Raw genomic sequence first — 23,142 nt, forward strand, 5'->3', positions numbered from 1 at the left:
GAGGCTCTGGGGAGGCGCGTGATCAAGGCGTGCCGATACAGACACACTGCTGAAGGCGCACCGTCGACGACACGCTGACGACACGCCGAAGGCATGGCGCGTGGGCCGACGCGCGCGAGCTGGCGCGCGTTACTTCGTCGCCGCCGACGTTGCGCCTGCGCGATCCGAGCGGTAGTTGAGCTTGTGCGAGAGTTCGTCCGCGGCGGATACGACCTTCTCGACGATGCCGCTCTCGAGCAGGTCCGCTTCCACGCGCGACTGAGGAATCGTCACACTGATCACGGCGACGATCTTTCCGAGATGATTGCGCACGGGCGCCGCGATCGTCGAGATGTTCTGCTCGAAGAATGCCTGGCTCATACTGTACCCGCGGGCGATGTCTTCCTGGACCACGCGGTACAGCGCTTCCACGGTCGTAGGCGTGTGGGTCGTATAGCCTTCGAGCTTGGCCTCCGGGTAAAGCTGCTTGAGCGCCGGCAGCGAGTAGTCGCCGAGCAGAATGTGTCCGACGACCGTCGCATGGGCGGGCAGGCGAGTACCCACGCGGACCGTGCCGAACACCAGTTCACGGCTCGCCGCCTTGGCGACGAACACCGCGTCGCGCTGATCGAGAATCAGGATATGACTGGAGAAACCCGTGGCATCGCGCAGCTTCTCGATGACCGGCGTTCCGAGATCGGTCAGTTCGAGCGAATTCAGATACTCGAACCCCAGACGCAGCACCGCCACGCCCAACCGGTAGTGACGATCGTCCCCGGCCTTCTCGATGAACCCTTCGGCTTCGAGTGTCTGCAACAGGCGGAACACCGTCGAGCGCGGGATGCCAAGTCGTCGCGCCAAATCGGCCCCGGCCAGCACGGGCTCGCGCGCCGAGAACGTCATGAGCACGCGCAGTCCGCGCTCGAGGCCCGGAACGGAGTATTTGTTATCGCTGTCGTTGCTCATGCCATTTGCGCACGCTGGCGCCGACCGGTGTGCAGGGGTGCCGCGCAACCGATAGACGATATTCATCGAAGGCGCACATTATAGGTCACAGGCCCGCCGTCGGGTCATGAAGAAACGCCACGCGGCAACCCGGCCACTTTCTCATCTCCCGAGACTCGGTTGCACCGCGCACGCGCGGAGTTGCGCCCTATCCCGCGTCACCGTGCCCTATCGGGGCGCAAGTGAGCACTCATCTTGGGCGACCTGCCGGTGGCACGGTCAATGCACCGCAATGGGGGTAATTCCGAAGCGCGTCGACGCGCGCTTTTTGTCATCATGGCGGCTGCAAGCTTGACAAGCTGGCGCATGTGGAGCGAGACACTCTGGCCGGGGCCGAGAATAATAAACGATCCGGACTGGCCAAAAGGCACGTATTCCTTTTCTCCTGACGCTTTTGCGATTGCCTATCCCAATAGCCACCCAGGAGCTGCGCCCACCTGCCAAGTGGGCGTTTTTTTGCTGGTCAAACGCTCCCTTCGCAGTGTGGTTCGCCCCGCCCATGGCGTTCTTCATAAGAGAACCCGATGATCTGGCATGCTTGTTGCTTGTGTTTCCAGCATCGGGGAACGACGCCGCCTTGGCCGAGGTTTCACGAATAAGCACTTACCGGGTTGCATCGGTACCTGCCAGATCGTGAAACTCGGACTCGCCCCCTGCGGCGCCTCCGTTTGTTTTGGGTCGAGGTGTTATGTTTACTGAACTGAGCGACGTTGAATGGCACGCCCTGCGTGATCTGATTTGTGACCGTCCGGTCCGTACGGAGCGGCGTGGCCGCCCTCAAGTCGAGCAGCGCACGCTGACTAATGCTGTCTTGTGGGTGCTGTTCACGGGCGAAAGCTGGTCCAAGCTGCCCATGCAGTACCCTTCCGTGCCGACTTGCCGCCGCAAACTCAACGAGTGGCGCGAATCAGGCATGCTCGATACGATCCTGAAGCGCCTGCAACAATCGGGCCGCGACATCAGCACCTGCGCGGGTCAGATCAGCAAGCCGACCCGCAGCACGCCCTGCGGCGACACCGATCGCCTGCGCGGGGTGTTCTGGACCAACCCGGCCTCGTGGAAGCCGCCGGTTGCCGTCCGCTGATCGGCAAACCCACCACGACCACCCGTACAACGTTTTTTTCCAACAGGAATGCCGCGCAATGCTCGCGGCGCCGTTGGGCCCGCATCACGGGGTTAGCCAGAGAGTGGCCAATGCGCGAGAGTTGACCGCCGGTCACCTCTCGCGTTTTTCGTCCAGACGCATGTCAAAGTGCCGCACGCACCGCCTCGGCAATCGCGAGCGACGCCGTCAGCCCCGGGGACTCGATGCCGAACAGGTTGACGAGCCCCGTCACGCCATGCACCGCCGGTCCGTCGATGCGGAAATCCGCCGCCGGCTCACCGGGTGCGCTGATCTTCGGTCGAATGCCGGCATAGCCGGGCTGCAACGCGCCGTCGGCCAATGTCGGCCAATAGCGCCGCACCGCCGCGTAGAAACCATCGCCATCGGCAGCATTGACGGTGTAGTCAATCTCGTCGACCCAGGCCACATTCGGCCCGAAACGCGCTTGTCCCGCGAGATCGAGCGTCAGGTGTACGCCCAGCCCGCCCGGCTCCGGCACGGGATAGATCAGGTGTGAGAACGGCGCGCGCTGCACACAGGTGAAGTAACTCCCCTTCGCGTAGTAGCGCTGTGGAATGTGTTCGGGGGCAAGGCCAACGAACGTACGCGCGACGTCCACGGCATGAAGACCTGCGCTGTTGACAACGATGCTGGCGCACAGCGTCGACGTGATACCCGCCGTCTCGACATCCAGCTCGATGCCCTCGGCGCCGCCCACACGGGCACCGACGACGCGAGCGTCGAACGCGAGCATGGCCCCTGCGCTCTGCGCATCGCCCTGCAAGGCGAGCATCAGACCGTGGCTATCCACGATGCCCGTTGACGGCGACAGCAATGCACCGAAGGTGTGCAATGCCGGCTCACGCTGGGCGACTTCGTCAGCGGTGAGCCATTGCATGTCGTCGACACCGCTGGCGCGCGCGTTGGCGGCAATGGCCTCGAGCTCGCCCACCTGACGATCGTTGGTCGCGACGATCAACTTGCCGCAGCGGCGATGCGCCACGCCATGCGAGGCGCAAAGCGCATACAGCCGATGCTTGCCCTCGACACACAACGTCGCCTTGAGCGAGCCGGGTGGGTAGTAGATGCCGCCGTGAATGACTTCGCTGTTCCGCGAGCTGGTGCCGGTGCCGATCGCGCGCTCGGATTCCAGGATGATCACTTCGCGTCCGGCCATGGCCATCGCCCGCGCGACGGCCAACCCCACGATTCCCGCGCCGATCACGACGCAATCGACTTTATCCATCGCTGTTCCTTCGTGACTTTCCGATTCGCATGAAGACGTCGCGCCGTCGCGGGCCAGCCTCCTCATGCGGATCGGCTGCGGGACACGATCCCGCAGCCTCACCTCAGGACTCGCTTACAGCGCGCCCGTCAGCTCCGGCACCACCGTGAACAGATCACCCACCAGACCGTAATCCGCCACCGAGAAAATCGGCGCTTCCGGATCCTTGTTGATCGCCACGATCACCTTCGAATCCTTCATCCCCGCCAAGTGCTGGATCGCGCCCGAGATGCCCACCGCCACGTACAACTGCGGCGCCACGATCTTGCCCGTCTGGCCGACCTGGTAGTCGTTGGGCACATAACCGGCATCGACCGCCGCGCGCGAGGCGCCCAGCGCCGCGCCCAGCTTGTCCGCCAGCGGCTCGAGCACCTTCGTATAGTTTTCCCCGCTGCCCAGACCCCGGCCGCCCGAGACGATGATCTTCGCGCTCGTGAGTTCCGGACGGTCCAGCTTCGTCACTTCACGACCCACGAACTGCGACACGCCCGCGTCCGGCGTGGCCGCCACGGTTTCCACCGCAGCGCTGCCACCGCTTGCCGCAACGGGATCGAACCCCGTCGAGCGCACCGTGATCACCTTCACCTTGTCCGCGCTTTGCACCGTCGCAATCGCGTTGCCCGCGTAGATCGGACGCTCGAACGTGTCGGCACTGTCGACCTTCGTGATGTCCGAAATCTGCGCAACGTCCAGCAGTGCCGCCACGCGCGGTGCGATGTTCTTGCCGTATGCCGTGGCCGGCGCCAGGATGTGCGAGTACGCCGCTGCGATCGACACCACTTCGTCGGCGATGTTTTCCGCCAATCCGTCGCCGAAGTACGGCGCGTCGGCCAGCAGCACCTTCTTCACGCCGGCGATCTGTGCCGCAGCATCGGCCGCGGCCTTCGCGTTGTTGCCCGCGACAAGCACATGCACGTCGTCGCCGCATTGCAGCGCGGCGGCCACCGTGTTCAGGGTCGCAGCCTTGATCGATTGATTGTCGTGTTCAGCAATTACAAGAATGCTCATCTCGTCGTCTCCCCTTAGATGACCTTGGCCTCAAGCTTCAGCTTCTCGACGAGCGCTGCCACGTCCGCCACCTTCACCCCCGCGCTGCGCTTGGGCGGCTCCACCACCTTGAGCGTCTTCAGGCGCGGGCTCACGTCCACGCCCAGATCCGCCGGCTTGACCGTCTCCAGCGGCTTCTTCTTCGCCTTCATGATGTTGGGCAGCGTCACGTAACGCGGCTCGTTCAGGCGCAAGTCCGTCGTGATCACCGCCGGCAGCGACAGCGACACCGTCTCCAGACCGCCATCGACTTCGCGCGTGACTTGCGCGCGGTTGTCCGCCACCGTCACCTTCGAGGCGAACGTCGCCTGCGGCAGCTTCGCCAGCGCCGCGAGCATCTGTCCGGTTTGATTGGAGTCGTCGTCGATGGCCTGCTTGCCCAGGATCACCAGTTGCGGCTGTTCCTTGTCAACCACGGCCTTGAGCAACTTGGCCACCGCCAGCGGTTGCAGCTCGTCGTCCGACTCGATCAGGATCGCGCGATCCGCGCCGATCGCCAGCGCCGTGCGCAGCGTCTCCTGCGCTTGCGCCACGCCCGCCGACACCGCGATCACTTCGGTCGCCACGCCCGCTTCCTTCAGGCGCACCGCCTCCTCCACCGCGATTTCGTCGAACGGATTCATCGACATCTTCACGTTCGCTATGTCGACCCCACTGCCGTCGCTCTTCACGCGAACCTTTACGTTGTAATCCACTACCCGTTTGACGGGGACAAGCACCTTCATGCGGAACTCCCTTGATTCGGAAAACCCGGGCGGCGAGCCACGACGACGGCGCTCGCCCCCAGGAACGTACGACCTTACTCGATCTCGCGCCCTTTCGTTTCAGGCAACAACAAGGCGGTGATCAACACGACAAGATAGGCGCCGCCGGCGAACATGCCGATGGCCGCGCCAAGACCGCTGGACTTGGCCAGATAACCGACCAGACTCGGGAACAGCGCACCGAAGCCGCGCCCGAAGTTGTAGGTGAAACCCTGCCCATTGGCACGCACCGCCGACGGAAACAACTCGGTCAAGTAAGCCCCCATGCCGCTGAAAATGCCCGACGCCGCGAAGCCCAACGGGAAGCCGAGGATCAGCATCTGATCATTGCTCAATTGAAGCTGCGTATAAGCGTAGATGGTCACGCCCGACAGCACGGCGAAAATCAGCAGGTTGGCCCGACGCCCCAGACGGTCGGTCAGATAAGCCCCCGTCAGATAACCGATGAACGACCCCAGAATGATCACGAGCAGATAGCCACCGGTGCCAATCACCGACAGATGACGCTCCGTCTTAAGGAACGTGGGCAGCCACGTCGTCACGGCGTAGTACCCGCCCTGCACGCCGGTACACAGCAGCGCAGCAAGCGCCGTGGTCTTGATGAGCGACGGCGAGAAAATCGCCCATGCCGACGTGCGCTTGGCCGCGGTGGCTTCCTGCTTGCGTGTGCGCTCGAACAGCGCCGGTTCCGGCACGTTCTTACGGATGAAGAGCACGAACAGCGCCGGGATCACGCCAATCCAGAACAGTACGCGCCAGGCGTAAGTCTCGGGCAGCAGCGAGAACGACGCCGTGTAGCACAGCGCCGCCACCGCCCAGCCGATGGCCCAGCCGCTTTGCACCGTGCCGACGGCACGCCCGCGATACTCGGTGCGCACGATCTCGCCCATGAGCACCGACCCCACCGCCCACTCACCGCCGAAGCCCAGCCCCTGCAACGCGCGCAGCACGAAGATCTGCTCGAAGTTCTGCGCGAAGCCGATCAGGACCGTGCAGACGGAGAACCACAGAATCGTCGCTTGCAGAATGCGCACGCGCCCGAAACGGTCGGCGAGCACGCCCGCCAGCCACCCACCGATGGCCGAGAACAACAGGGTCACGGTGGCCAGCATGCCGGCCTGTGCCTTGTCGATCTGGAAAACGGTGATCAACGTCGTAATGACGAACGTGAACACCATGAAGTCGAGCGCGTCGAGCGCCCAGCCGCCGAACGCCGCGACAAACGTGCGCCGCTCCGTCTTGTTCATCTGCCGATACCAGTCCATCCTGTCTCCTCCTGACGCCTTCAAAGGTGAATCGTGCAAGGGCGCGGTGCGCCCGACAATGCCGGCGAGGTCAGTCCCTCAGACCGTCGCTGGAAAACCGTAGAGCCGCGCGGGGTTGTCCGCGAGAATGCGGTGGCGCGTCTCAGCGTCGGGCGCCCATTGCGGCAGCAGATTGCGCAATGCGCCGGTGTTGGGCATGCGCGTGAGCGACACATGCGGCCAATCGCTGCCCCAGACCATGCGATCGGGGGCGTCTTCGATCAGCGCCTGTGCGAACGGCGTGACGTCGTCGAATGTCGGGAAGCGCTCGCTGATGCGATAGGCGCCCGAGAGCTTCACCCAGTATCCGTGATCTCGCACGAGCGAGCGCAGCGCGGCAAAGCCCGGGGCATCGAGCCCTTGCGCCACCGGCGTGTGCCCCATGTGATCGACGATACCCGGCACCGGCAGCGCCGTCATGCGCGGCATCAGCTCGGGCAGCGTGTTCACGTCCATCAGGAACTGCATGTGCCAGCCGAGATCCTTGATGCGATGCGCGAGCGTTTCCATCGCCTTGAAGCCGATGCCGCCCCCGAACAGCACGTTGATGCGCAACCCGCGAACACCCGCCGCGTGCATTGCCTCGAGTTCGGCGTCGGTCACCTCCGGCGAGACCACCGCGATACCCCGCAGACGGTCGGGGTGACGGCGCAGCGTCTCGAGCAGGTAGCGGTTATCCGTGCCGTAGACGCTGATTTGCACGAGTACGCCGTACGTCATGCCAGTGGCGTCGAGCATCGCAAGGTATTTGTCTTCGGGTGCGGGCGGCGGCGTATAGCTGCGCTCGGGCACCATCGGGTACGCGTCGCTCGCCGCGACCACGTGCGCGTGCGTATCGACAGCGCCGAACGGCACCACGAACGACGGCGGATCGATCTCCGGCAGCGGGCCAAGGCACAGCGGCGCTCCGGCCGCGGGGGTGGCAATCATATCGACTCCTCAAGGGGTGCTGCGGCGACGCTCGGAACCTCGGGCGCACGCCGGGGGAAACGGGTCGAGCATCGGGAACGCCGATGCCCATCACACCACAAGCGCTTACAGCAGCTTGCCCGGATTCATGATGCCGGCCGGATCGAACACGGCCTTGATTTCGCGCATCAAACGCAACTCCAGCGGCGACTTGTACTTCGCGAAGGACGCGCGCTTGAGCTGCCCGATGCCATGCTCGGCGCTGATACTGCCGCCGTAACGCGCCACTTCGTCGAGCACTTCGGCGGTGATCGCCTCGCCGTGCTTCGCCATGAAGTCGGCCGCCTCGCCCGCGGGACGCGACAGGTTGTAATGCAGATTGCCATCGCCAAAATGCCCGAAGATGAAGGGACGCACCTGCGGGCACACGCGCCGCACGCGCGCTTCGGCGCTCGTCATGAATGCCGGAATGGCTTCGATGGGCAGCGAGATGTCGTGCTTGAGGTGAGGTCCGTCGGCGCGCTGAGCCTCGGAGATTTCCTCACGCAACTTCCACATCGCCTCCACCTGTCCGAGCGTGGACGACACCACGGCGTCGGCGCACAGATCGCGTTCAATGGCGGTCTCGATCACGCGCTCCAGCAGGGCGGCCAACGCTTGTTCGTCCGCCGTATCGGCCAGTTCGATCAGCACGTAGCCGGGGTGCCGCTCGCCGAATGGCGCTCGTACGTCAGGCACATGCGCCATCACCAGGTCGACACACTCGCCCGTGAAGAACTCGAACGCCTGCATGCGCGGGCCGCACGCGGCAAACAGCAATTCATACAAGGCCAGCGCCTGACGCGGCGACGTGACCGCGGCAATCACCACCTGACGCACGGGAGTCGGCGCATACAGCCGCAATGCCGCGGCGGTGATCACACCGAGCGTGCCTTCCGAGCCGATGAGCAACTGCTTGAGGTCGTAACCGGTGTTGTCCTTGCGCAGGGTGCGCAGGCCATGCAGGATCTCGCCGTTCGGCAGCACGGCTTCGACGCCGAGCACCAGTTCGCGCGTCATGCCGTAGCGCACGACGTTCACGCCGCCGGCGTTGGTCGCGAGGTTGCCGCCGAGCTGACACGAGCCCTCGGCCGCGAGACTGAGCGGCAGCAGGCGGTTTGCGTCGCGCGCGACGCGTTGCAGGTCTTCGAGAATGCAGCCGGCCTCGGCCACCAGCGTGTTGGCGATGGTGTCCAGACTGCGCACGGTATGCATGCGATCGAGACTGAGAACAACGTTCTGCGCCGACGCATCGGGCGTAGCGCCACCGCACAGGCCCGTGTTGCCGCCACGCGGCACGACCGGAGTACCGGTGTTCTGGCACAGCGCAAGGATCTTCGCGACGTCTTCCGTCGTGCGCGGACGCACCACCGCCTGGGCGTTGCCGCGATACATGCCACGCCAGTCGGCGAGCCACGGTGCGACGTCGTCGGGGGAGGTGAAAACGCTATCGGCGCCGACGGCGTCAACAAGGCGTTGAGCGAAAGCAGTGAGGGTCATAGGATCACGCGTCGGGGGTTACGGTGCGGAAGATGGCATCTGACGACGAGTCAGGCGCGGGTCGGCGCGATGGCGCCGGTAATGATGTCGCGCTCGGGGAGCGTCAATCCGAGGCGCGCCGAAGCACGCAGCAGATGCGAGAGCGACGCCGCGCGCGCCAGCAGCGGATCGCGCGCCTTGATGGCGTTGAAAACGGCCACGTGTTCCTGATGCACCTGCGCGGCGAGTCCCTCGTGGCGCAGCGTGTTCGAACGCGCCGCTTGCACGACCTGCCGCATTTGCAGGTTCAGGTACTGAAGAAGATCGGCGTAATAACGATTGTGCGTGGCACGCGCAATCGCGGCGTGAAACGCCGTGTCGTACTCCACGCCGTTGTCGGCGTGGTACAGATTCGTCTCGAGTTTCTCCAGGATGTCGGCGAGTCGGCGAATGTCATCGTCGGTATGACGCACGGCGGCGAGTGCCGCGGCCGTGCTCTCCAGATCGAGACGCAGTTCATAGACGCTCGCGAGATCGGCAGCGTCTTGCCCGGCCGGCACCTGAAAACCGCTCGACGGCGTGCGCGCCTTCACGGTCACGCCCGCCCCTTGCCGGCTGTCGATCAATCCTTGCGCGCGCAGGCGCTCCGTCACTTCGCGAATCACCGCTTGGCTCACGCCGTACGTCTCGGCGAGTTGCTTGCCGGTCGGCAACTTGGTGCCGATCGGATACGTCCCTTGCCGGATCGCCTCCTGCAACTGCTGCGCGACTTGTTCGGTCAAGGTCTTGGGCTTGGTCGTCATGCGTTCACGTCACGGAATATTTTTCTGGTTTGCATGTTATATGAAAACTTTTGACAGTCATCACCGAGTTAACCCTAGGTGTGCGTTTCGTCTCCCGGTCCAGAAATGACAAAGGCGGTGAGGGAGACTCCCTCACCGCCTGCGTTGCTGCGCGCGATGCGCGTCGCCCTTAGAAGCCGATGAGCGCTTCCGTGACGTGACCCACATTCGGCGGCACCGCGAAGCAGTCGCTCACCAGCGCGCGCCATTGCTGGAACGCTTCCGAGTTACGGAAGTGGACGGTGTGATCTTCCAGCGTTTCCCACGTCACGACGAGGCTGTAGTGCGTCGGTTGCTCGATGGACTTGAGCAGACGCATGCCGTGGCACCCTTTCGAGCCCTTGAACAACGGCGTCGCCTTGGCGACACCCTGCTCGAACGCGGCTTCGGTGCCGGGCTTCACTTCGATCTGGGCAATTTCAAAGATCATCGGATTTCCTCATTGATTTGCGCGTGATGGCGCTTATGTCGATCTTGTTCTCGTCGCACGACGGCGCGGTTGGCAGCGCGGCGTCGGCGACACCGGGCGGGCGGCATGGCCCCCGCGAGACCGTCAGATTCTATACCGCGCATTCGTGTGACGCATCGCATGAACGGCCGCACATCCTTTCCGAGTTTTTCGCTCAGCGCACATCGCGTCGATGCACGGACTTCGCTCATCGACACGCCACACGGCACCATGAACGTGCAGCACGCCACCGAACACCTTATCTCACCAGACAAAACGGCAATATTAATCAATGAGATGAGAAATCCTGGCATTAGTCTTGCCTATCATCTTTCTTCTCCATATTTGCACCAAAAGAGCACATTCATGCCCAATTCCAATACACCCGGCGACGTGCTGTTCCTCCTGCTCGGCGCGATCCTGGTGCTTGCCATGCACGCTGGCTTCGCGTTTCTCGAACTCGGCACCGTTCGAAAGAAGAATCAGGTCAACGCCCTCGTCAAGATCCTGACCGACTTCGCGGTCTCGGGTCTCGCCTATTTCTTCATCGGCTATCCGCTCGCGTACGGCGTCGATTTCTGGTCCAGTGCCACAGTACTGTCGGAGCACAACGGCTATGCGCTGGTTCGCTTCTTCTTCCTGCTGACATTCGCGGCGGCGATTCCCGCCATCGTGTCGGGCGGCATTGCGGAGCGCGCCAAGTTTCACCCGCAGTCCGTGGCGACGTTCTTCCTCGTCGGCGTGATCTATCCGTTCTTCGAGGGCATCGCCTGGAATGGCCATCTGGGGGTTCAGGACTGGTTCACGCATGCGCTGGGCGCACCGTTCCACGATTTCGCGGGTTCGGTGGTCGTGCATGCCGTTGGCGGCTGGATCGGGCTGGCTGCGGTGCTGCACCTCGGTGCGCGCCGGGGGCGCTACAACGGCCAGGGACAAGTCGCCGCGCATCCGCCATCGTCGATTCCGTTTCTGGCGCTTGGTGCATGGATCCTGATTGTCGGCTGGTTCGGCTTCAACGTCATGAGCGCGCAGCGCGTGGGCGGCATCTCGGGGCTGGTCGCCGTGAACTCGCTCATGGCGATGGTGGGGGGCACGCTCGTGGCGATGTGGGTGGGCAAGGATGACCCCGGCTTCATCCATAACGGCCCGCTCGCGGGACTCGTTGCCGTATGTGCGGGCTCGGACGTCATGCATCCGCTGGGGGCACTTGTGGTCGGTGCGGTCGCCGGCGGCCTGTTCGTGTGGCTGTTCACGGTGACGCAGAACCGTCTGCGCATCGACGACGTGCTCGGCGTATGGCCGTTGCATGGGGTTTGCGGCGTTTGGGGCGGCGTGGCCGCGGGCATCTTCGGACAGACGGCGCTCGGGGGCGTGGGCGGCGTGAGCTTTCTCGCGCAGGTCGCCGGGACCGTGATGGGCGTGGTGATCGCCTTCGCCGGCGGGTATGTCGTGTACGGCGTGATCAAACGCTGTGTAGGCTTGAGGCTCGACGACGAACAGGAATACTACGGCGCCGACCTCTCCATCCATAAGATCACCGCGACGCCGGAGCGCGAGACGAATTGGTGAGTGAGTATCGAAACGCGATGTTCGAAGGCGGCATTCGGTTCACTCCGAGCATATCGACCTATCGATACGCCTGAAGTGGGCCGACGCCCACATTCCTGCCTACGACGACTAGGTAATCCGAACGCAATTTCTATCGCCAAGCGTCTCGGATTACCTGAAATCAATGAGCTCAAGTCGCGCTTCGCTTACGACCAACACCGATCTGCATCAGGTCCTCGCCGATGATCAGTTGCCCAGAGAAGTTTCGTTGCGCACGGGCCAGATTGGCACGCGGCGCATGGCCTGGAGCGATATGGGACAGGACGAGCGTTTTCGCACCCGCAGCCTCGGCCACCTTCCCGACGTCATCAATCGACGTATGGGAACTCAAGAGGTGAGCCTTGAACGCCGCCTCCTTTTCGCCAACCGGGGGCGGGAATAGCGCATCCACCCAGGACGTATCAATGACTTCGTGGACCAGCACGTCGGCGTGTTTCGCCAAGCGCACCAGATTTTCGCAGGGCGAGGTGTCCCCGGAAAACACGATGGATCCGTCATCCGTGTCGAAACGAAATGCGAACGCCGGCCATATCGGGAAGTGATTCACTAGCGTCGCCGTCACCCGAACGCGGTCATCCTCGAAGATCTTGAACGGCTCCATTTTCGGAACGGGCGTCTCGTTTGGCGTCTTGAATCCGGCAACCTGCGGGATGACGATGTCGTGGACCTCGACGAGCTTGCGCAAATCGGGACGATGCGCGTCGCGCAGACGGTCGTTGATATCGACGGCAAATGCCTGATACAAGTAATTCGTCATATCGACGGTGCCCGGCGTCGGATTCTCGGGATTCTCAATGCGAGGCTCTTCGACAGTTGTCTGGCCCGGCAGCTTGAAGATCGGCTCCATCTGCCCACGACGCCCGGGACCGTATACCTGAACCGGCTGCTTGATACCCGTAAGGCCGTCATACCAACCGTACAGGAACAGGTTGAAGTAATCGATCGTATGGTCCGAGTGCAGGTGCGTAAGGAAGATGCCGCGTAGGTTTTCCATGCCCGTCATGCCGGATACCCGATTGATGGGACCGAGTTCCGCTTGCTTGTAGCGCTTTCCGACACCGTCACCGCAATCCACGATGTAGACAGCGTCGCCAACCACGACCGCCGACGATATGCCCTCACGGTCACAATTGGGCCACCATACGGGGCCACCGGCGGTGCCGAGCAGCACCAGCCGCGTGTCATGATCCTGCGCTTTCCTGCGAGACGCGGCGACAGCTTGCGAACGCTGCTCGACTTCTGCTGCCGTTGCGGGCACACCGAGTAAAAGAGGAATGCCGGCGCCGGCCATTTTCCAACCGGCACCGAGAAATCCTCTGCGCGACATCCCAAGCTCTAGCGCCTGCCCAATGCAATCACACATGAGAAGTCTCCGAAGTATTGATGCTTTCCAGGGGGAAACGGCTCGGTCCTTGGGGGAAGACACGAGCCATCTGGGGGATTTGAATTCAGGTAAGTCGTCGTGTAACGGGGTGAGTTAATCAGCCCGCTACGGCCGCTCGAGTCCGCTCATCGCCGACGCTCGCCGCCCCAAGAGACAAGTCACCTTTCGCGGGACAGATGTCACGATTGTTCCGGTAGATTTCGCCATCCTTCATCACCAGCGCGATCTTGTTCGGGTCTTGAAGCACCTTCAGGTCCGCGAGTGGGTCTCCTTCCACCATGACGATGTCGGCGAGAAACCCTTCACGAATCTGGCCAAGGTCATCGGATCGCAGCATCATGTCGGCCCCGAGTTTGGTGGCCGACAACAAGGCCTCCTTCGGCGTCATGCCGATATATTTCACGAAGTACTCAAGATCACGCGCATTGGTTCCATGCGGCATCCAGGCGAAACCATAGTCACCGCCCGGAAGAATCCGAATACCGCGCTTGTGCATCTTGCTGAGTGACGCCGACGCCACTTCAAGCTCGCGGGCATACCCCATTTTCGTAGCGACTTCCTCGGTAATCCCCCACGGCGCGGCATGATGAATCGTGCTGACGAGCCAGCCGATCCCCGGCGCAACAAAATGCTTGTCCTTGTTGGCTTCGAGCATGTCCAACGCCTCTTCATCGGAGAAGCTTGCGTGAAACACGAGTTCAATCCCGTGGCGAACACATTGCTTGACCGATTCCGCTGAGCGCGCGTGCGCCGCCATGCGTTTGCCGGCCCGCTTGGCCTCCGATGCAAGCATGGCAATCTCCTCTTCAGAGAACGGCGATGCCTCGGCGGGAATGCCAGCAATATATTCGCCAGAGAGATTGATCTTCAGGTGATCGACACCGTATTTGATGAACATGCGTGCAGCGCGACGCATATCTTCCGGACCGCTGACCACCTCGCCGAAATTTAGCTCGCGAAACGGCAAATGCGGAAGCGTGTTGTCGCCCAGGCCCCCAACCGTTGTGATTTCCTGACTGCCCGCCAGATAGCGCGGGCCAGGGAATTCCCCCGCGTTGATGGCATTTCGCAGGACCACATCGAGTCGCGGCTTCGCCGCCGCGGCGCCGAGTGCCGACGTGAAGCCCATCTCAAGGTAACGTTTGGCAACGCGCACACACCAGAGGATATGTTCCTCAGGCGGCATGAACTGAATCGCGGCCAGCGACGGTTGATCGTTCCAGGAGAAATGAGTGTGAGCCTCCGTCATGCCCGGCATCAGAAAGGCGCCACGCCCGTCGATCGTCTCGGTATTTGCATCCCACCCCTCAACCTCGCCTTTGATGACGCGTTTGATGGTGTTGCCTTCGACAAGAACGCCGCCGTGGTAGGGGTCGGCGCCGGTTCCGTCGAAAATGGACACATTGGTAATCGCAATCTTGCGCATTTTGTCTCCTCCAATCCCGAATGGCTCAGGACATCGCTTTGTAGAACGCCTGTAGCGCCGCCACGCATTCGAACGGCTTTTCGAACGTCGTCCAGTGACCGCAACCCGGAAGCACGGTGACCGTGCTGCCGGGAATGCGCGCGCCGATCGCCTGCACTGCCGCGGGGGGGCCTACGCCGTCCTCGTCACCCGTTATCAATAGGGTCGGCACGTCGATGTGCTCCACCGAGGCGGGCTGCGCGCCCGCCAGTGCTTCGCAGCTTTGCGCATAGCCCTCCGGCGTTTGGCGCATTACGCTTTCTCGCACCAACGCGATGGCGACCGGACGCTCCGCCTTGGTTTGCGCACTGGTGGCGCCTTTCACTATGGCATCCGCGATTTCCTGAAGCCCGGTAATGCCCTTCGCGCGCGCAAGGTCGGCTCGCGCTTGAATGCCCGGACGCCCTTGGTCTGGCGGGCACAACAGCGGCCCGAAGAGCGCGAGGCTCTTCACGAGGTCGGGATATTTGACGGCCAGGTGCTGGGCCACGATGGTGCCCATCGAGTGAGCCACGATATGCGCGGCGCGCACGTCCAGTGCGATGAGCGCGCTCGCCACACTCTCCACGTAGGCGTCTATCGAGAGCGTCTCGCGCAGCAACGGCGAGCGCGCACTGCCCGGCAAATCGAAGCGAATCACACGTTTGCCCTCGAACGCCGGCAACACAGGTGTCCAGTTATTGGACGTACCCCCTAACCCGTGAATGCAAACGACAGGCTGTCCGTAGCCGTCGGATTCAAAGATAAGACCGTTGACATGATGTGTCGACATCAGGCCACTTCGTTTTGCAGTACACCAACGTTCTGAATCTCGATGCGGACGACATCGCCGCTTTGCAGAAATCTCGGCGGGTTGAAGCCAATACCGACACCGGCAGGCGTTCCCGTGGCAATGATGTCTCCCGGTTGCAGCTCGATGCCTGCCGAAAGCGATTCGATAAGCGTCGGAATATCGAAGATGAGTTGCCGCGTATTGGCGTTCTGACGCAGTTCGCCATTGACCCAGCACTGCACATCGACATTCTGGCCGTCGACTTCGTCTGCCGTTACGAGATACGGCCCCATGGGACAAAAGCCGTCGAGCGACTTGCCGAGGAACCACTGACGATGCAGCTTCTGGAGATCGCGGGCGGTGAAGTCATTGATCACCGTGTAGCCGAAGACGTAATCCATGGCGTCCGCCTTCGTGATACCGCGCCCCGCCTTGCCAATGACGACACCCAATTCGGCCTCGTAATCGAGTTGGCCCGTCACGTCCGCGTGACGAGGAATTTTTGCATTCGGGCCAATGATGGTGGACGCCGGTTTGGTGAAGTACACCGGTGCCTCTGGGGCGTGCTCACCGTTCTTTGCGCTGCTGTCAAAACCCGAGTTCTGAAATTCCGCCGCATGTTCATGGTAGTTCTTGCCGACGCAAAATAGATTCCGGCGAGGTGCCTCGATCGGTGCAAGAATCTTCGCCTCGCTCAAGGGGCGCCCCGCACCCAATGGGCGTAGGTCGCTCCCGAATCGGGCGAATTGTTGTACCAATTGGACCATATCGCCGTCAAACTCTGGAATTAGTGTCCGCACAGTCCAAAAGACGGATTTATCCGTATCTACGATGGAAATGGATTTTTTACCGTCGATTTCGAGATTTGCAAGTTTCATGTCATGGCTCCTCAGATAGGCCAATTGGTTTTCATGAGTGAAAATGTAGAACCATATTGGACAAGACGCAAGTCGGGGTTAACCAAAATATTGACCAATTGGTACCGTATGCGTATGATTTCCTCCATGCACCTGGGAGCGTTGTCATGAATGAAACCGAGACGAGAGGTCCGACGCGAGCCGCTGGCGCGAAAGCGCTCGCCCTTTATCTGGTTGAGGAAATTGCGTCCGGCCGTATGAAAGATGGCGTGAAGTTGCCAGCGGAGCGACAGTTGAGCGAGCAATTCGGGGCGTCGCGGGGCGCCGTGCGGCGTGTGCTGCAGGATTTGAAAAATCAGGGGCTGATCACGCAGGCCGTGGGCAGCGGGACTTTCGTATTGCCTGGGGCAGCAAAGTCCCTTCCTCCCCGGGAACCCGCGATCGATGAAATCTCGGCGACGCAGACCAGCCCTGCAGAACTGATGGAAGCGCGATTGCTGATTGAGCCGCTAATGCCGAAGCTGATAGCGCGCAACGCGACGTCAGCCGACTTCGCAAGAATGGCCGAGTGCATCGAGCGTTCTGAAGCCGCCGAAAGCGTCGAAGAATTTGAGCATTGGGACGGCGAGCTTCATCGCACCTTTGCGTTGGCGACGCACAATTCGTTTTTTCTGCAAATCCTGGACCTGACCAACCGCGTGCGTGAGCAGGGAGAATGGGGGCGCTTAAAGCGTCATTCGCTGACACCGGAACGTCGACACGAATACGAAGCGCAACATCGCGCGATCGTGGAGGCACTGCGGGACCGGGACGCCGATCAAGCCGGCGAACTGCTGACAGGACATCTGCGTCAAATTCAACACAACCTTTTCGGCATGTGATGGTTGCCCCGGCACATCGACGTCGCATCATCGTCTGATGCGTTCCTGCCTCGGCGCGTCTGCGCTAGGTCCCAAGACCGCGAAAGCAAAAGCGCCAATCAATGGTTCGATCGTTTATGCGGGCGCCAACCTCTGCAGCAACATCGCCACAAACGTCTGCGTGACGGGAGGCAACGTTCTCCCGCGCTTCTTGATCAGGGCAATAGGTCGCAGGAACGCGTCGTGATCGATCGGGCGAACCCGCAATTCCGGTTCCGCCCGGACTTCCCGAGCCGACGCCGGCAGAATGGTCACCCCGAGTCCCGCGCGGACCATGGCGACGGCCGTCATCATATACGTCGGCTCGCAGGCAATTTCCGGTGTGCAACCGCCGCTCGCGAACGCGCCATCCACCACCGCCCGCACACTCGTGCCTTGCGCCGTCAGCACCAGTGGCACGCTCGCGAGATCCGTCAGCGATACGCGCTTGCGTCGCGACAGCGGATGTCCCGCCGGCAACACCGCCACCAGATGGTCGGCGCCCGCGTAAAGCACCTCAATCTCCGCGTCACTCAACTCACCGCCCGTCAGGCCGATATCGACATCTTCGTTACGCACCAGCGTCTCGACCACCCCGGCCACCACATCTCTCACATGAAAGCCGGCGCGCGGTACCGCCGCCTTCACCTGCTGGATCAACTCCGGCAGTACGCTGGCGGCAAACGTCGGCAAACAGGCAATGCGCACCGTGCCGCTCGACCCGTCGCCGAGCGCGCGGGCATCGATCAGCACATGCTCCATGTCATGCAGCGACTTCTGCAACAACGGCAGTAGCTCACGCCCCGTCGGCGTCAGCGCAACATTCCGGCTGTTGCGATCGAACAGCCGCACGCCGACCGTCTCCTCCAATCGCCGGATCTGCACGGTCAATGCCGGCTGCGACAAATGCAATCGGGCCGCCGCACGCGTGAAGCTGCCGGTCTGCGCCACCGCGATGAACGCGCGAATGTCTCGTAGATTCAGATCCATTATGTTTCTTGATTGCTGCGATCAAATCATTTCAATTGATTTATCAACGCCCCGAACTTACGCTCGTTCGCATCAAAAAACAACATTGGAGACAAGCACATGCTGCCATTACTGGGGCTGGCTACCATCGTCGTGCTGCTCGGCGCGATTCTTTCGAAACGCATGTCACCGCTCGTCGCGCTCATCATCGTGCCCATCGTGGCGTCGCTGATCGGCGGGTTCGGCTTTCAGACCAGCAAGTTCGTGATCGACGGCCTCAAGAGCCTCGCGCCGGTCGTCGGCATGTTCGTCTTTGCGATTCTCTACTTCGGCACTATCACCGACGCCGGCACGCTCGATCCGATCATCGATCGCATCCTGAAAGCCGTCGGCACCCGACCCACGCGCATCGTCATGGGCACAACGTTGCTGGCCCTGCTCATTCACCTCGACGGTTCCGGCGCCGTGTGCTTCCTCGTGACGATTCCGGCCATGCTCCCGCTTTACGACCGTCTGGGCATGGACCGCCGCGTGCTGGCAGCCGCCGTGTCGATGGCCGCGGGCATCAACTTCCTGCCGTGGACCGGGCCGATGATTCGAGCGTCGGCGTCGCTCCACCTGCCGGTGTCGAGCCTGTTCAATCCGCTGATTCCGGTGCAAGCCATCGGGCTGGTCTTCGTATTCGGCATGGCCTACTGGCTCGGCCGCCGGGAAGAGAAGCGGCTCGGCCTGAGCGCCACGAGCGGTTCGATCCCGATGCCCAAACGCGAACTCTCGCCGGAGCAACAGGCGCTGCGCCGTCCGAAGCTCTTCTGGTTCAACATCATCCTTACGCTGGTCGTGCTCGGCACGATGGTCGTGATGGGCGAGAAGCTGCCGCCCGCGATCATGTTCATGGTGGGCCTGTGCGTCGCATTGATGGTGAATTACCCGGACGTCGACATGCAACGCAAGCGCATCGACGCACACGCGCGCGCGGCGTTGATGATGGCCGGCATTTTGCTCGCCGCGGGCGTCTTCACCGGCGTGATGCAAGGCAGCGGCATGCTCAAGGCGATGGCGCAAGCGGCCGTCGGCTTCGTGCCGCCGGGCATGGCAGGCCACATTCCGGTCGCGCTCGGTCTGCTGTCGATGCCACTGAGTATGCTCTTCGATCCCGACTCGTTTTACTTCGGCGTACTGCCGGTAATTGCCGAGGTCGCCGGACAACTGGGCGTGCCGGCTGTGCACGTCGGGCAAGCCGCCCTGCTGGGCCAGATGACGACAGGATTCCCGGTCAGCCCGCTCACGCCCGCCACCTTCCTGGTCGTCGGCCTGTGCGGCATCGATTTGGCCGACCATCAGAAATTCACGTTTCCGCTGTTGTTCGGTGCATCCATCGTCATGACGATCGCGTGTGTCGCGCTCGGCATCTTCACGCTTTAAGCCTTACTGAACGGACCCGACCCGCATGAACGGCACGCAACCCAACCCGTCGTCGAGACGAATCCGGATCGGCGCAGGCGCCGGATACTCGGGCGACCGCATCGAGCCTGCCGTTGAACTCGCGCAGCGAGGTGCGCTCGACTATCTCGTCTTCGAATGCCTGGCCGAACGCACGATTGGCATTGCGCAACAGGCGCGTCGCAGAGACCCGCAATCGGGCTACGACCCGTTGCTTGAAGCACGCATGACCGCCGTACTGCCGGCAGCACTGCGCAATGGCGTGCGGATCATCTCGAACATGGGCGCGGCCAACCCGCTCGGGGCGGCACGAAAGACAGCGGAGATCGCCCGCGCACTGGGGCTCGGCGACGTGAAGATCGCCGCCGTCACCGGCGACGACGTGCTCGACGTCGTGCTGCAAGGCGACGCCCACTTCGAAGAAACGGGCGAGCGCGTGGCGTCATACGGGAATCGTATCGTGTCGGCCAATGCTTATATGGGTGCGGCCGGCATCGTCGATGCCCTGGCGGCGGGCGCGCAAATCGTGTTGACGGGCCGGGTCGCTGATCCGTCTTTGTTCGCCGCCCCCCTGATCCACGAATTCGGATGGCGCATGGACGATTGGGATACGCTGGGACAGGCCACCGTCGTCGGGCATCTGCTGGAGTGCGCGGGACAGATCACCGGCGGCTACTTCGCCGATCCGGGCTACAAGGACGTGCCCAACCTCGCGACGCTCGGGTTCCCGATTGGCGAAGTCGCCCCCGACGGATCGGTCGTCATCACCAAGGTGCCCGACGCCGGGGGACGCGTGACGCAAGCCACATGCACGGAGCAGTTGCTCTATGAGATTCACGATCCCCAGCGATATCTTCAGCCCGACGTCGTGGCCGACTTTTCGCACGTGCGTGTGGAAGAGGAAGCCCCCGACCGGATCAAGGTAACGGGCGGACGCGGCACCCCGCGCACGGACACGCTGAAAGTGTCCGTCGGCTATGTCGACGGATTCATTGGCGAAGGACAGATCTCTTACGGGGGCCCGGGCGCTGTGGCGCGGGCAAGGCTCGCGCTCGATATCGTCCGCGAACGACTGGCATTGACGAGTGTGCAGACGAGCGAATTGCGCTGCGATCTGATCGGCCTGAATTCGCTGCACGGAGAAACGGCTGGCGCGCGCCACGCCGAGCCGTACGAAGTTCGTGTGCGCGTGGCGGGACGGACGTCATCCGCCGAGCAAGCGTTACGCATCGGTAACGAAGTCGAGACGTTGTACACCAACGGTCCGGCCGGCGGCGGCGGTGTAACCAAGTCGGTACGCGAGGTGCTCGCAGTCCAGTCGGTGCTGTTGCCACGCGAGCACGTCACGCCGGCGTTTACCTTCGTGGAGATTTGAGATGAAGCTGCGTGAACTCGCGCATTCGCGCACGGGCGACAAGGGCAACACACTCAACGTTTCGCTCATCTGCTACGACGCAAAGCATTACGCGCACCTGCGCGCCGAAGTCACGGCCGAGCGGGTGAAGGCGTTTCTGGGGGACGTCGTGCTTGGCGATGTCGTGCGTTACGAACTGCCTTGCCTGGGCGCGTTCAACTTCGTCCTGGGCAAGGCGCTCGGGGGCGGCGTGACGCGCGCGCTCGCGCTGGACGCCCACGGCAAATCGATGAGTTCGGCCTTGCTGGATTTTGAGGTCGCGACGCCGGATTGACGCGCGGCACCATGCCCCCTCACACCCACGTCGACTCGATATCGACATGCGCCACGCCCGAGCGCGTGCGCGTGACTCCCGGCGGGTCAGTGCGTCGATCATTCGGCGACACCTCGGTCGCCTGCGCCGCCGAGGTACCGCACGACGACACCGCCCGTTCGAGCAACGCCGCGCTCCAGTGCTGATACAGCAGCAGCAACCGATACGACGTTCGGACTGGCGTCGCGCCCCCACATTGCCACGCCTCCCCCTTCCATCGATATCCCCACGGACTCTCGGCCGGATCCAGGCTCAGATAACGATGGCCATCAACGCATGACGTGTGGCACTGCACGTTGAACGCGACACAAGCGGCGGCAATGTCGTTCGCCGTCAACGATTCGCCGCACGCCAGTAGGCGCTCACGTAAAGCCTCGCTCGACGCGATGGCCGTCAGCAGCGGCGTGTCGCAATACATGGAGAGCTGCGTCACACGATCGACGCGATCGAGGACTGCCGCCTGGTCGTCGGCCGATACCGTCGCGAGCTGCTCGCAAAGCGACGCCCAACGGCGCGTCAGGTCCCCCGCATCGAGGGTGAATACGGCATTGCGCGCCCAGGTACCCAGCAGACTCGTCACCGCGCGGCAGGAGTCGAGCATGAGCCCGGCCACGCGCAGCATGCCCCGATAGCTGTCGGTCCCGCTCGATGCGCTCGACTCGCTCGCGAACCACGACGGCATCCAGAGTCCCAGCCGCGCAGGCGGCACGGCCGTATTGGCGAACGTAAAGAGTGTGGCAACGTCGCGCGAGCGCGTGAGCGTGGCAAGCGCGCCGCGCCACGACGATGGCGTTGACGGGGACGGTGCAGGCGGTACCACGCACGCTTCCAGCAGTCGGCATCCCGCGTCCATGCGCTTGAGCACTTCGTCGACCGCATGATGACGAATCAACGTCGGCGAACCGAGCGACTGCGTCATCACCCCCTTCGCCCCTTCGAAAGCCAGCAGCGTCCAGTCGGCCCACGGCACCCCAAACGGGGTGTTGGCGATCGAGGCACCGCGACCGGTGTCCGGCGTCCCGTCGTCCCCGGTCGCCCCTTCCTCCTGGTAGAAGCACGCGGCAATGATCGCGAGCAGCGACAGGTTGCCCACGAGCGACAGGGCATCGCGCGCCGCGCGAAAATGCCAACCGCGATCGCCGGTCGCGGCCACCGTATCGATCCATCGCGCAATGTCGCGACATATCGGATCGACATCGACATCAATAGCGGTGGCGATGGCAGCGGATGCGGCTGCGGAGGCGTTGGCGTTGGCGGTAGCGGTAGCGGTAGCGGGGCGGTTCGCGGTAGCGGCGCCGTAACGCACGCCCTCGTCGTGAGTGGGCGCCAACATCGCTTCGACCTGGGTGAGGTTGCGCGCCAGACGCGCGTCGCGCACGTGCGCCAGATCGAACTCCTTGCGATAGAAGTGCTGGCATGGCCCGGTCGTCACCCACAATCCCGCCCACGCCTTGGCAAAGGCCTGCGCAAGCGCAGGATCGACGCGACGTGACAGCGCGACCTCATCGCTGCACGCATCGCCTGCCGCGTTGGCCGTCTGCGTCAGACGGGCGCCAATATCGGTTTGCGCGGCGCGGCGCGGCATCGCCGCCTCCGGCCGTCCCGCCCGCTCGACGGCCGGTGCCGGGCCCCAGCCCCCTCCCCAACCGCTTGCGCCTGCACACTGCTGGTACCACATCGCTGCCCCCACATGGTCGTCGCCGGGCGCGCCGGCAAACCGTCGACTATAGGCAGATGCCATTGCACATGCAGTGCCCCATGGAGCGAGCACGCACGCACACCCCGAATTCCGGCGGTGCCCTCCATCGTCGA

General features: G+C 63.0%; 21 protein-coding genes. 6 read left to right on the forward strand and 15 right to left on the reverse strand.

The window, feature by feature from the left end:
• Positions 1–129 precede the first annotated feature (129 nt).
• Positions 130–945 carry an IclR family transcriptional regulator gene (locus tag PSO31014_RS12320; RefSeq protein WP_150551891.1) on the reverse strand — a complete coding sequence of 272 codons (816 nt, stop codon included), beginning with the start codon at positions 943–945 and terminating at the stop codon, positions 130–132.
• Between the two features lie 727 nt (positions 946–1,672).
• Between PSO31014_RS12320 and PSO31014_RS12325 the strand changes: the two genes are divergently transcribed.
• On the forward strand, positions 1,673–2,068 hold the full coding sequence (locus PSO31014_RS12325) for a transposase (RefSeq protein WP_017233651.1): 396 nt from the start codon (positions 1,673–1,675) through the stop codon (positions 2,066–2,068).
• Between the two features lie 163 nt (positions 2,069–2,231).
• Here the strand turns inward: PSO31014_RS12325 and PSO31014_RS12330 are convergent, their stop codons facing one another.
• From PSO31014_RS12330 to PSO31014_RS12365, 8 genes are all read right to left on the reverse strand, one after another.
• Positions 2,232–3,335, reverse strand: coding sequence for an NAD(P)/FAD-dependent oxidoreductase (locus PSO31014_RS12330; protein WP_150551892.1), 1,104 nt, complete (start codon positions 3,333–3,335; stop codon positions 2,232–2,234).
• Between the two features lie 114 nt (positions 3,336–3,449).
• Positions 3,450–4,382, reverse strand: coding sequence for an electron transfer flavoprotein subunit alpha/FixB family protein (locus PSO31014_RS12335; RefSeq protein ID WP_150551893.1), 933 nt, complete (start codon positions 4,380–4,382; stop codon positions 3,450–3,452).
• 14 nt (positions 4,383–4,396) lie between these two features.
• Positions 4,397–5,146 (reverse strand): electron transfer flavoprotein subunit beta/FixA family protein, encoded by a 750-nt coding sequence (locus tag PSO31014_RS12340; RefSeq protein WP_150551894.1) that lies wholly within the window; start codon positions 5,144–5,146, stop codon positions 4,397–4,399.
• A 74-nt stretch (positions 5,147–5,220) separates the two neighbouring features.
• A complete protein-coding gene (locus PSO31014_RS12345; protein ID WP_150551895.1) occupies positions 5,221–6,450 on the reverse strand; it encodes an MFS transporter in 1,230 nt (409 codons plus the stop codon).
• A 78-nt stretch (positions 6,451–6,528) separates the two neighbouring features.
• Positions 6,529–7,419, reverse strand: a complete 891-nt coding sequence (locus PSO31014_RS12350; protein ID WP_150551896.1) for an amidohydrolase family protein — start codon at positions 7,417–7,419, stop codon at positions 6,529–6,531.
• A 105-nt stretch (positions 7,420–7,524) separates the two neighbouring features.
• Entirely contained in the window at positions 7,525–8,937 is a 1,413-nt protein-coding gene (locus PSO31014_RS12355) for an FAD-binding oxidoreductase (RefSeq protein ID WP_150551897.1), read from the reverse strand.
• A gap of 50 nt (positions 8,938–8,987) precedes the next feature.
• Entirely contained in the window at positions 8,988–9,719 is a 732-nt protein-coding gene (locus PSO31014_RS12360; RefSeq protein WP_017233724.1) for a FadR/GntR family transcriptional regulator, read from the reverse strand.
• 169 nt (positions 9,720–9,888) lie between these two features.
• On the reverse strand, positions 9,889–10,188 hold the full coding sequence (locus PSO31014_RS12365; protein WP_017233725.1) for an antibiotic biosynthesis monooxygenase family protein: 300 nt from the start codon (positions 10,186–10,188) through the stop codon (positions 9,889–9,891).
• Between the two features lie 384 nt (positions 10,189–10,572).
• On the opposite strand from PSO31014_RS12365, the gene PSO31014_RS12370 reads away from it, so the two are divergent.
• Positions 10,573–11,775, forward strand: coding sequence for an ammonium transporter (locus PSO31014_RS12370; protein WP_017233726.1), 1,203 nt, complete (start codon positions 10,573–10,575; stop codon positions 11,773–11,775).
• 169 nt (positions 11,776–11,944) lie between these two features.
• Here the strand turns inward: PSO31014_RS12370 and PSO31014_RS12375 are convergent, their stop codons facing one another.
• From PSO31014_RS12375 to PSO31014_RS12390, 4 genes are all read right to left on the reverse strand, one after another.
• Entirely contained in the window at positions 11,945–13,177 is a 1,233-nt protein-coding gene (locus tag PSO31014_RS12375; RefSeq protein ID WP_150551898.1) for an MBL fold metallo-hydrolase, read from the reverse strand.
• A gap of 118 nt (positions 13,178–13,295) precedes the next feature.
• Positions 13,296–14,624, reverse strand: a complete 1,329-nt coding sequence (locus tag PSO31014_RS12380) for a metal-dependent hydrolase family protein (protein WP_150551899.1) — start codon at positions 14,622–14,624, stop codon at positions 13,296–13,298.
• Positions 14,625–14,649: 25 nt separating this feature from the next.
• Entirely contained in the window at positions 14,650–15,435 is a 786-nt protein-coding gene (locus PSO31014_RS12385) for an alpha/beta fold hydrolase (RefSeq protein WP_150551900.1), read from the reverse strand.
• A complete protein-coding gene (locus PSO31014_RS12390) occupies positions 15,435–16,313 on the reverse strand; it encodes a fumarylacetoacetate hydrolase family protein (protein ID WP_150551901.1) in 879 nt (292 codons plus the stop codon). Before PSO31014_RS12390 ends, PSO31014_RS12385 begins: the two co-directional genes overlap by 1 nt.
• Before the next feature lie 146 nt (positions 16,314–16,459).
• Between PSO31014_RS12390 and PSO31014_RS12395 the strand changes: the two genes are divergently transcribed.
• Entirely contained in the window at positions 16,460–17,173 is a 714-nt protein-coding gene (locus tag PSO31014_RS12395) for a FadR/GntR family transcriptional regulator (RefSeq protein ID WP_150551902.1), read from the forward strand.
• Positions 17,174–17,287: 114 nt separating this feature from the next.
• Here PSO31014_RS12395 and PSO31014_RS12400 read toward each other — a convergent pair whose 3' ends face one another.
• Positions 17,288–18,181, reverse strand: coding sequence for a LysR family transcriptional regulator (locus tag PSO31014_RS12400; RefSeq protein ID WP_150551903.1), 894 nt, complete (start codon positions 18,179–18,181; stop codon positions 17,288–17,290).
• A gap of 99 nt (positions 18,182–18,280) precedes the next feature.
• Here PSO31014_RS12400 and PSO31014_RS12405 point away from each other — a divergent pair, with 99 nt between their 5' ends.
• The 3 genes from PSO31014_RS12405 to PSO31014_RS12415 are packed head-to-tail and all read left to right on the forward strand — an operon-like array spanning position 18,281 to position 21,291.
• Complete coding sequence (locus tag PSO31014_RS12405) at positions 18,281–19,585, forward strand: CitMHS family transporter (RefSeq protein WP_150551904.1); 1,305 nt, start codon at positions 18,281–18,283, stop codon at positions 19,583–19,585.
• A gap of 25 nt (positions 19,586–19,610) precedes the next feature.
• Positions 19,611–20,978, forward strand: a complete 1,368-nt coding sequence (locus tag PSO31014_RS12410) for an acyclic terpene utilization AtuA family protein (protein WP_150551905.1) — start codon at positions 19,611–19,613, stop codon at positions 20,976–20,978.
• Between the two features lies 1 nt (position 20,979).
• Positions 20,980–21,291 (forward strand): AtuA-related protein, encoded by a 312-nt coding sequence (locus tag PSO31014_RS12415; protein WP_150551906.1) that lies wholly within the window; start codon positions 20,980–20,982, stop codon positions 21,289–21,291.
• 19 nt (positions 21,292–21,310) lie between these two features.
• Here PSO31014_RS12415 and PSO31014_RS22410 read toward each other — a convergent pair whose 3' ends face one another.
• On the reverse strand, positions 21,311–23,071 hold the full coding sequence (locus PSO31014_RS22410) for a hypothetical protein (RefSeq protein WP_174976490.1): 1,761 nt from the start codon (positions 23,069–23,071) through the stop codon (positions 21,311–21,313).
• Between the last annotated feature and the right edge of the window lie 71 nt (positions 23,072–23,142).

The sequence above is a fragment of the Pandoraea soli genome, assembly GCF_902459595.1.
Taxonomy (GTDB): Bacteria; Pseudomonadota; Gammaproteobacteria; order Burkholderiales; family Burkholderiaceae; genus Pandoraea; species Pandoraea cepalis.

Bases quoted from the DNA above. Each gene is read 5' to 3' on its own strand.
- PSO31014_RS12320 (WP_150551891.1), bottom strand. From the start codon at position 945: ATGAGCAACGACAGCGATAACAAATACTCCGTTCCGGGCCTCGAGCGC.
- PSO31014_RS12325 (WP_017233651.1), top strand. From the start codon at position 1,673: ATGTTTACTGAACTGAGCGACGTTGAATGGCACGCCCTGCGTGATCTG.
- PSO31014_RS12330 (WP_150551892.1), bottom strand. From the start codon at position 3,335: ATGGATAAAGTCGATTGCGTCGTGATCGGCGCGGGAATCGTGGGGTTG.
- PSO31014_RS12335 (WP_150551893.1), bottom strand. From the start codon at position 4,382: ATGAGCATTCTTGTAATTGCTGAACACGACAATCAATCGATCAAGGCT.
- PSO31014_RS12340 (WP_150551894.1), bottom strand. From the start codon at position 5,146: ATGAAGGTGCTTGTCCCCGTCAAACGGGTAGTGGATTACAACGTAAAG.
- PSO31014_RS12345 (WP_150551895.1), bottom strand. From the start codon at position 6,450: ATGGACTGGTATCGGCAGATGAACAAGACGGAGCGGCGCACGTTTGTC.
- PSO31014_RS12350 (WP_150551896.1), bottom strand. From the start codon at position 7,419: ATGATTGCCACCCCCGCGGCCGGAGCGCCGCTGTGCCTTGGCCCGCTG.
- PSO31014_RS12355 (WP_150551897.1), bottom strand. From the start codon at position 8,937: ATGACCCTCACTGCTTTCGCTCAACGCCTTGTTGACGCCGTCGGCGCC.
- PSO31014_RS12360 (WP_017233724.1), bottom strand. From the start codon at position 9,719: ATGACGACCAAGCCCAAGACCTTGACCGAACAAGTCGCGCAGCAGTTG.
- PSO31014_RS12365 (WP_017233725.1), bottom strand. From the start codon at position 10,188: ATGATCTTTGAAATTGCCCAGATCGAAGTGAAGCCCGGCACCGAAGCC.
- PSO31014_RS12370 (WP_017233726.1), top strand. From the start codon at position 10,573: ATGCCCAATTCCAATACACCCGGCGACGTGCTGTTCCTCCTGCTCGGC.
- PSO31014_RS12375 (WP_150551898.1), bottom strand. From the start codon at position 13,177: ATGTGTGATTGCATTGGGCAGGCGCTAGAGCTTGGGATGTCGCGCAGA.
- PSO31014_RS12380 (WP_150551899.1), bottom strand. From the start codon at position 14,624: ATGCGCAAGATTGCGATTACCAATGTGTCCATTTTCGACGGAACCGGC.
- PSO31014_RS12385 (WP_150551900.1), bottom strand. From the start codon at position 15,435: ATGTCGACACATCATGTCAACGGTCTTATCTTTGAATCCGACGGCTAC.
- PSO31014_RS12390 (WP_150551901.1), bottom strand. From the start codon at position 16,313: ATGAAACTTGCAAATCTCGAAATCGACGGTAAAAAATCCATTTCCATC.
- PSO31014_RS12395 (WP_150551902.1), top strand. From the start codon at position 16,460: ATGAATGAAACCGAGACGAGAGGTCCGACGCGAGCCGCTGGCGCGAAA.
- PSO31014_RS12400 (WP_150551903.1), bottom strand. From the start codon at position 18,181: ATGGATCTGAATCTACGAGACATTCGCGCGTTCATCGCGGTGGCGCAG.
- PSO31014_RS12405 (WP_150551904.1), top strand. From the start codon at position 18,281: ATGCTGCCATTACTGGGGCTGGCTACCATCGTCGTGCTGCTCGGCGCG.
- PSO31014_RS12410 (WP_150551905.1), top strand. From the start codon at position 19,611: ATGAACGGCACGCAACCCAACCCGTCGTCGAGACGAATCCGGATCGGC.
- PSO31014_RS12415 (WP_150551906.1), top strand. From the start codon at position 20,980: ATGAAGCTGCGTGAACTCGCGCATTCGCGCACGGGCGACAAGGGCAAC.
- PSO31014_RS22410 (WP_174976490.1), bottom strand. From the start codon at position 23,071: ATGGCATCTGCCTATAGTCGACGGTTTGCCGGCGCGCCCGGCGACGAC.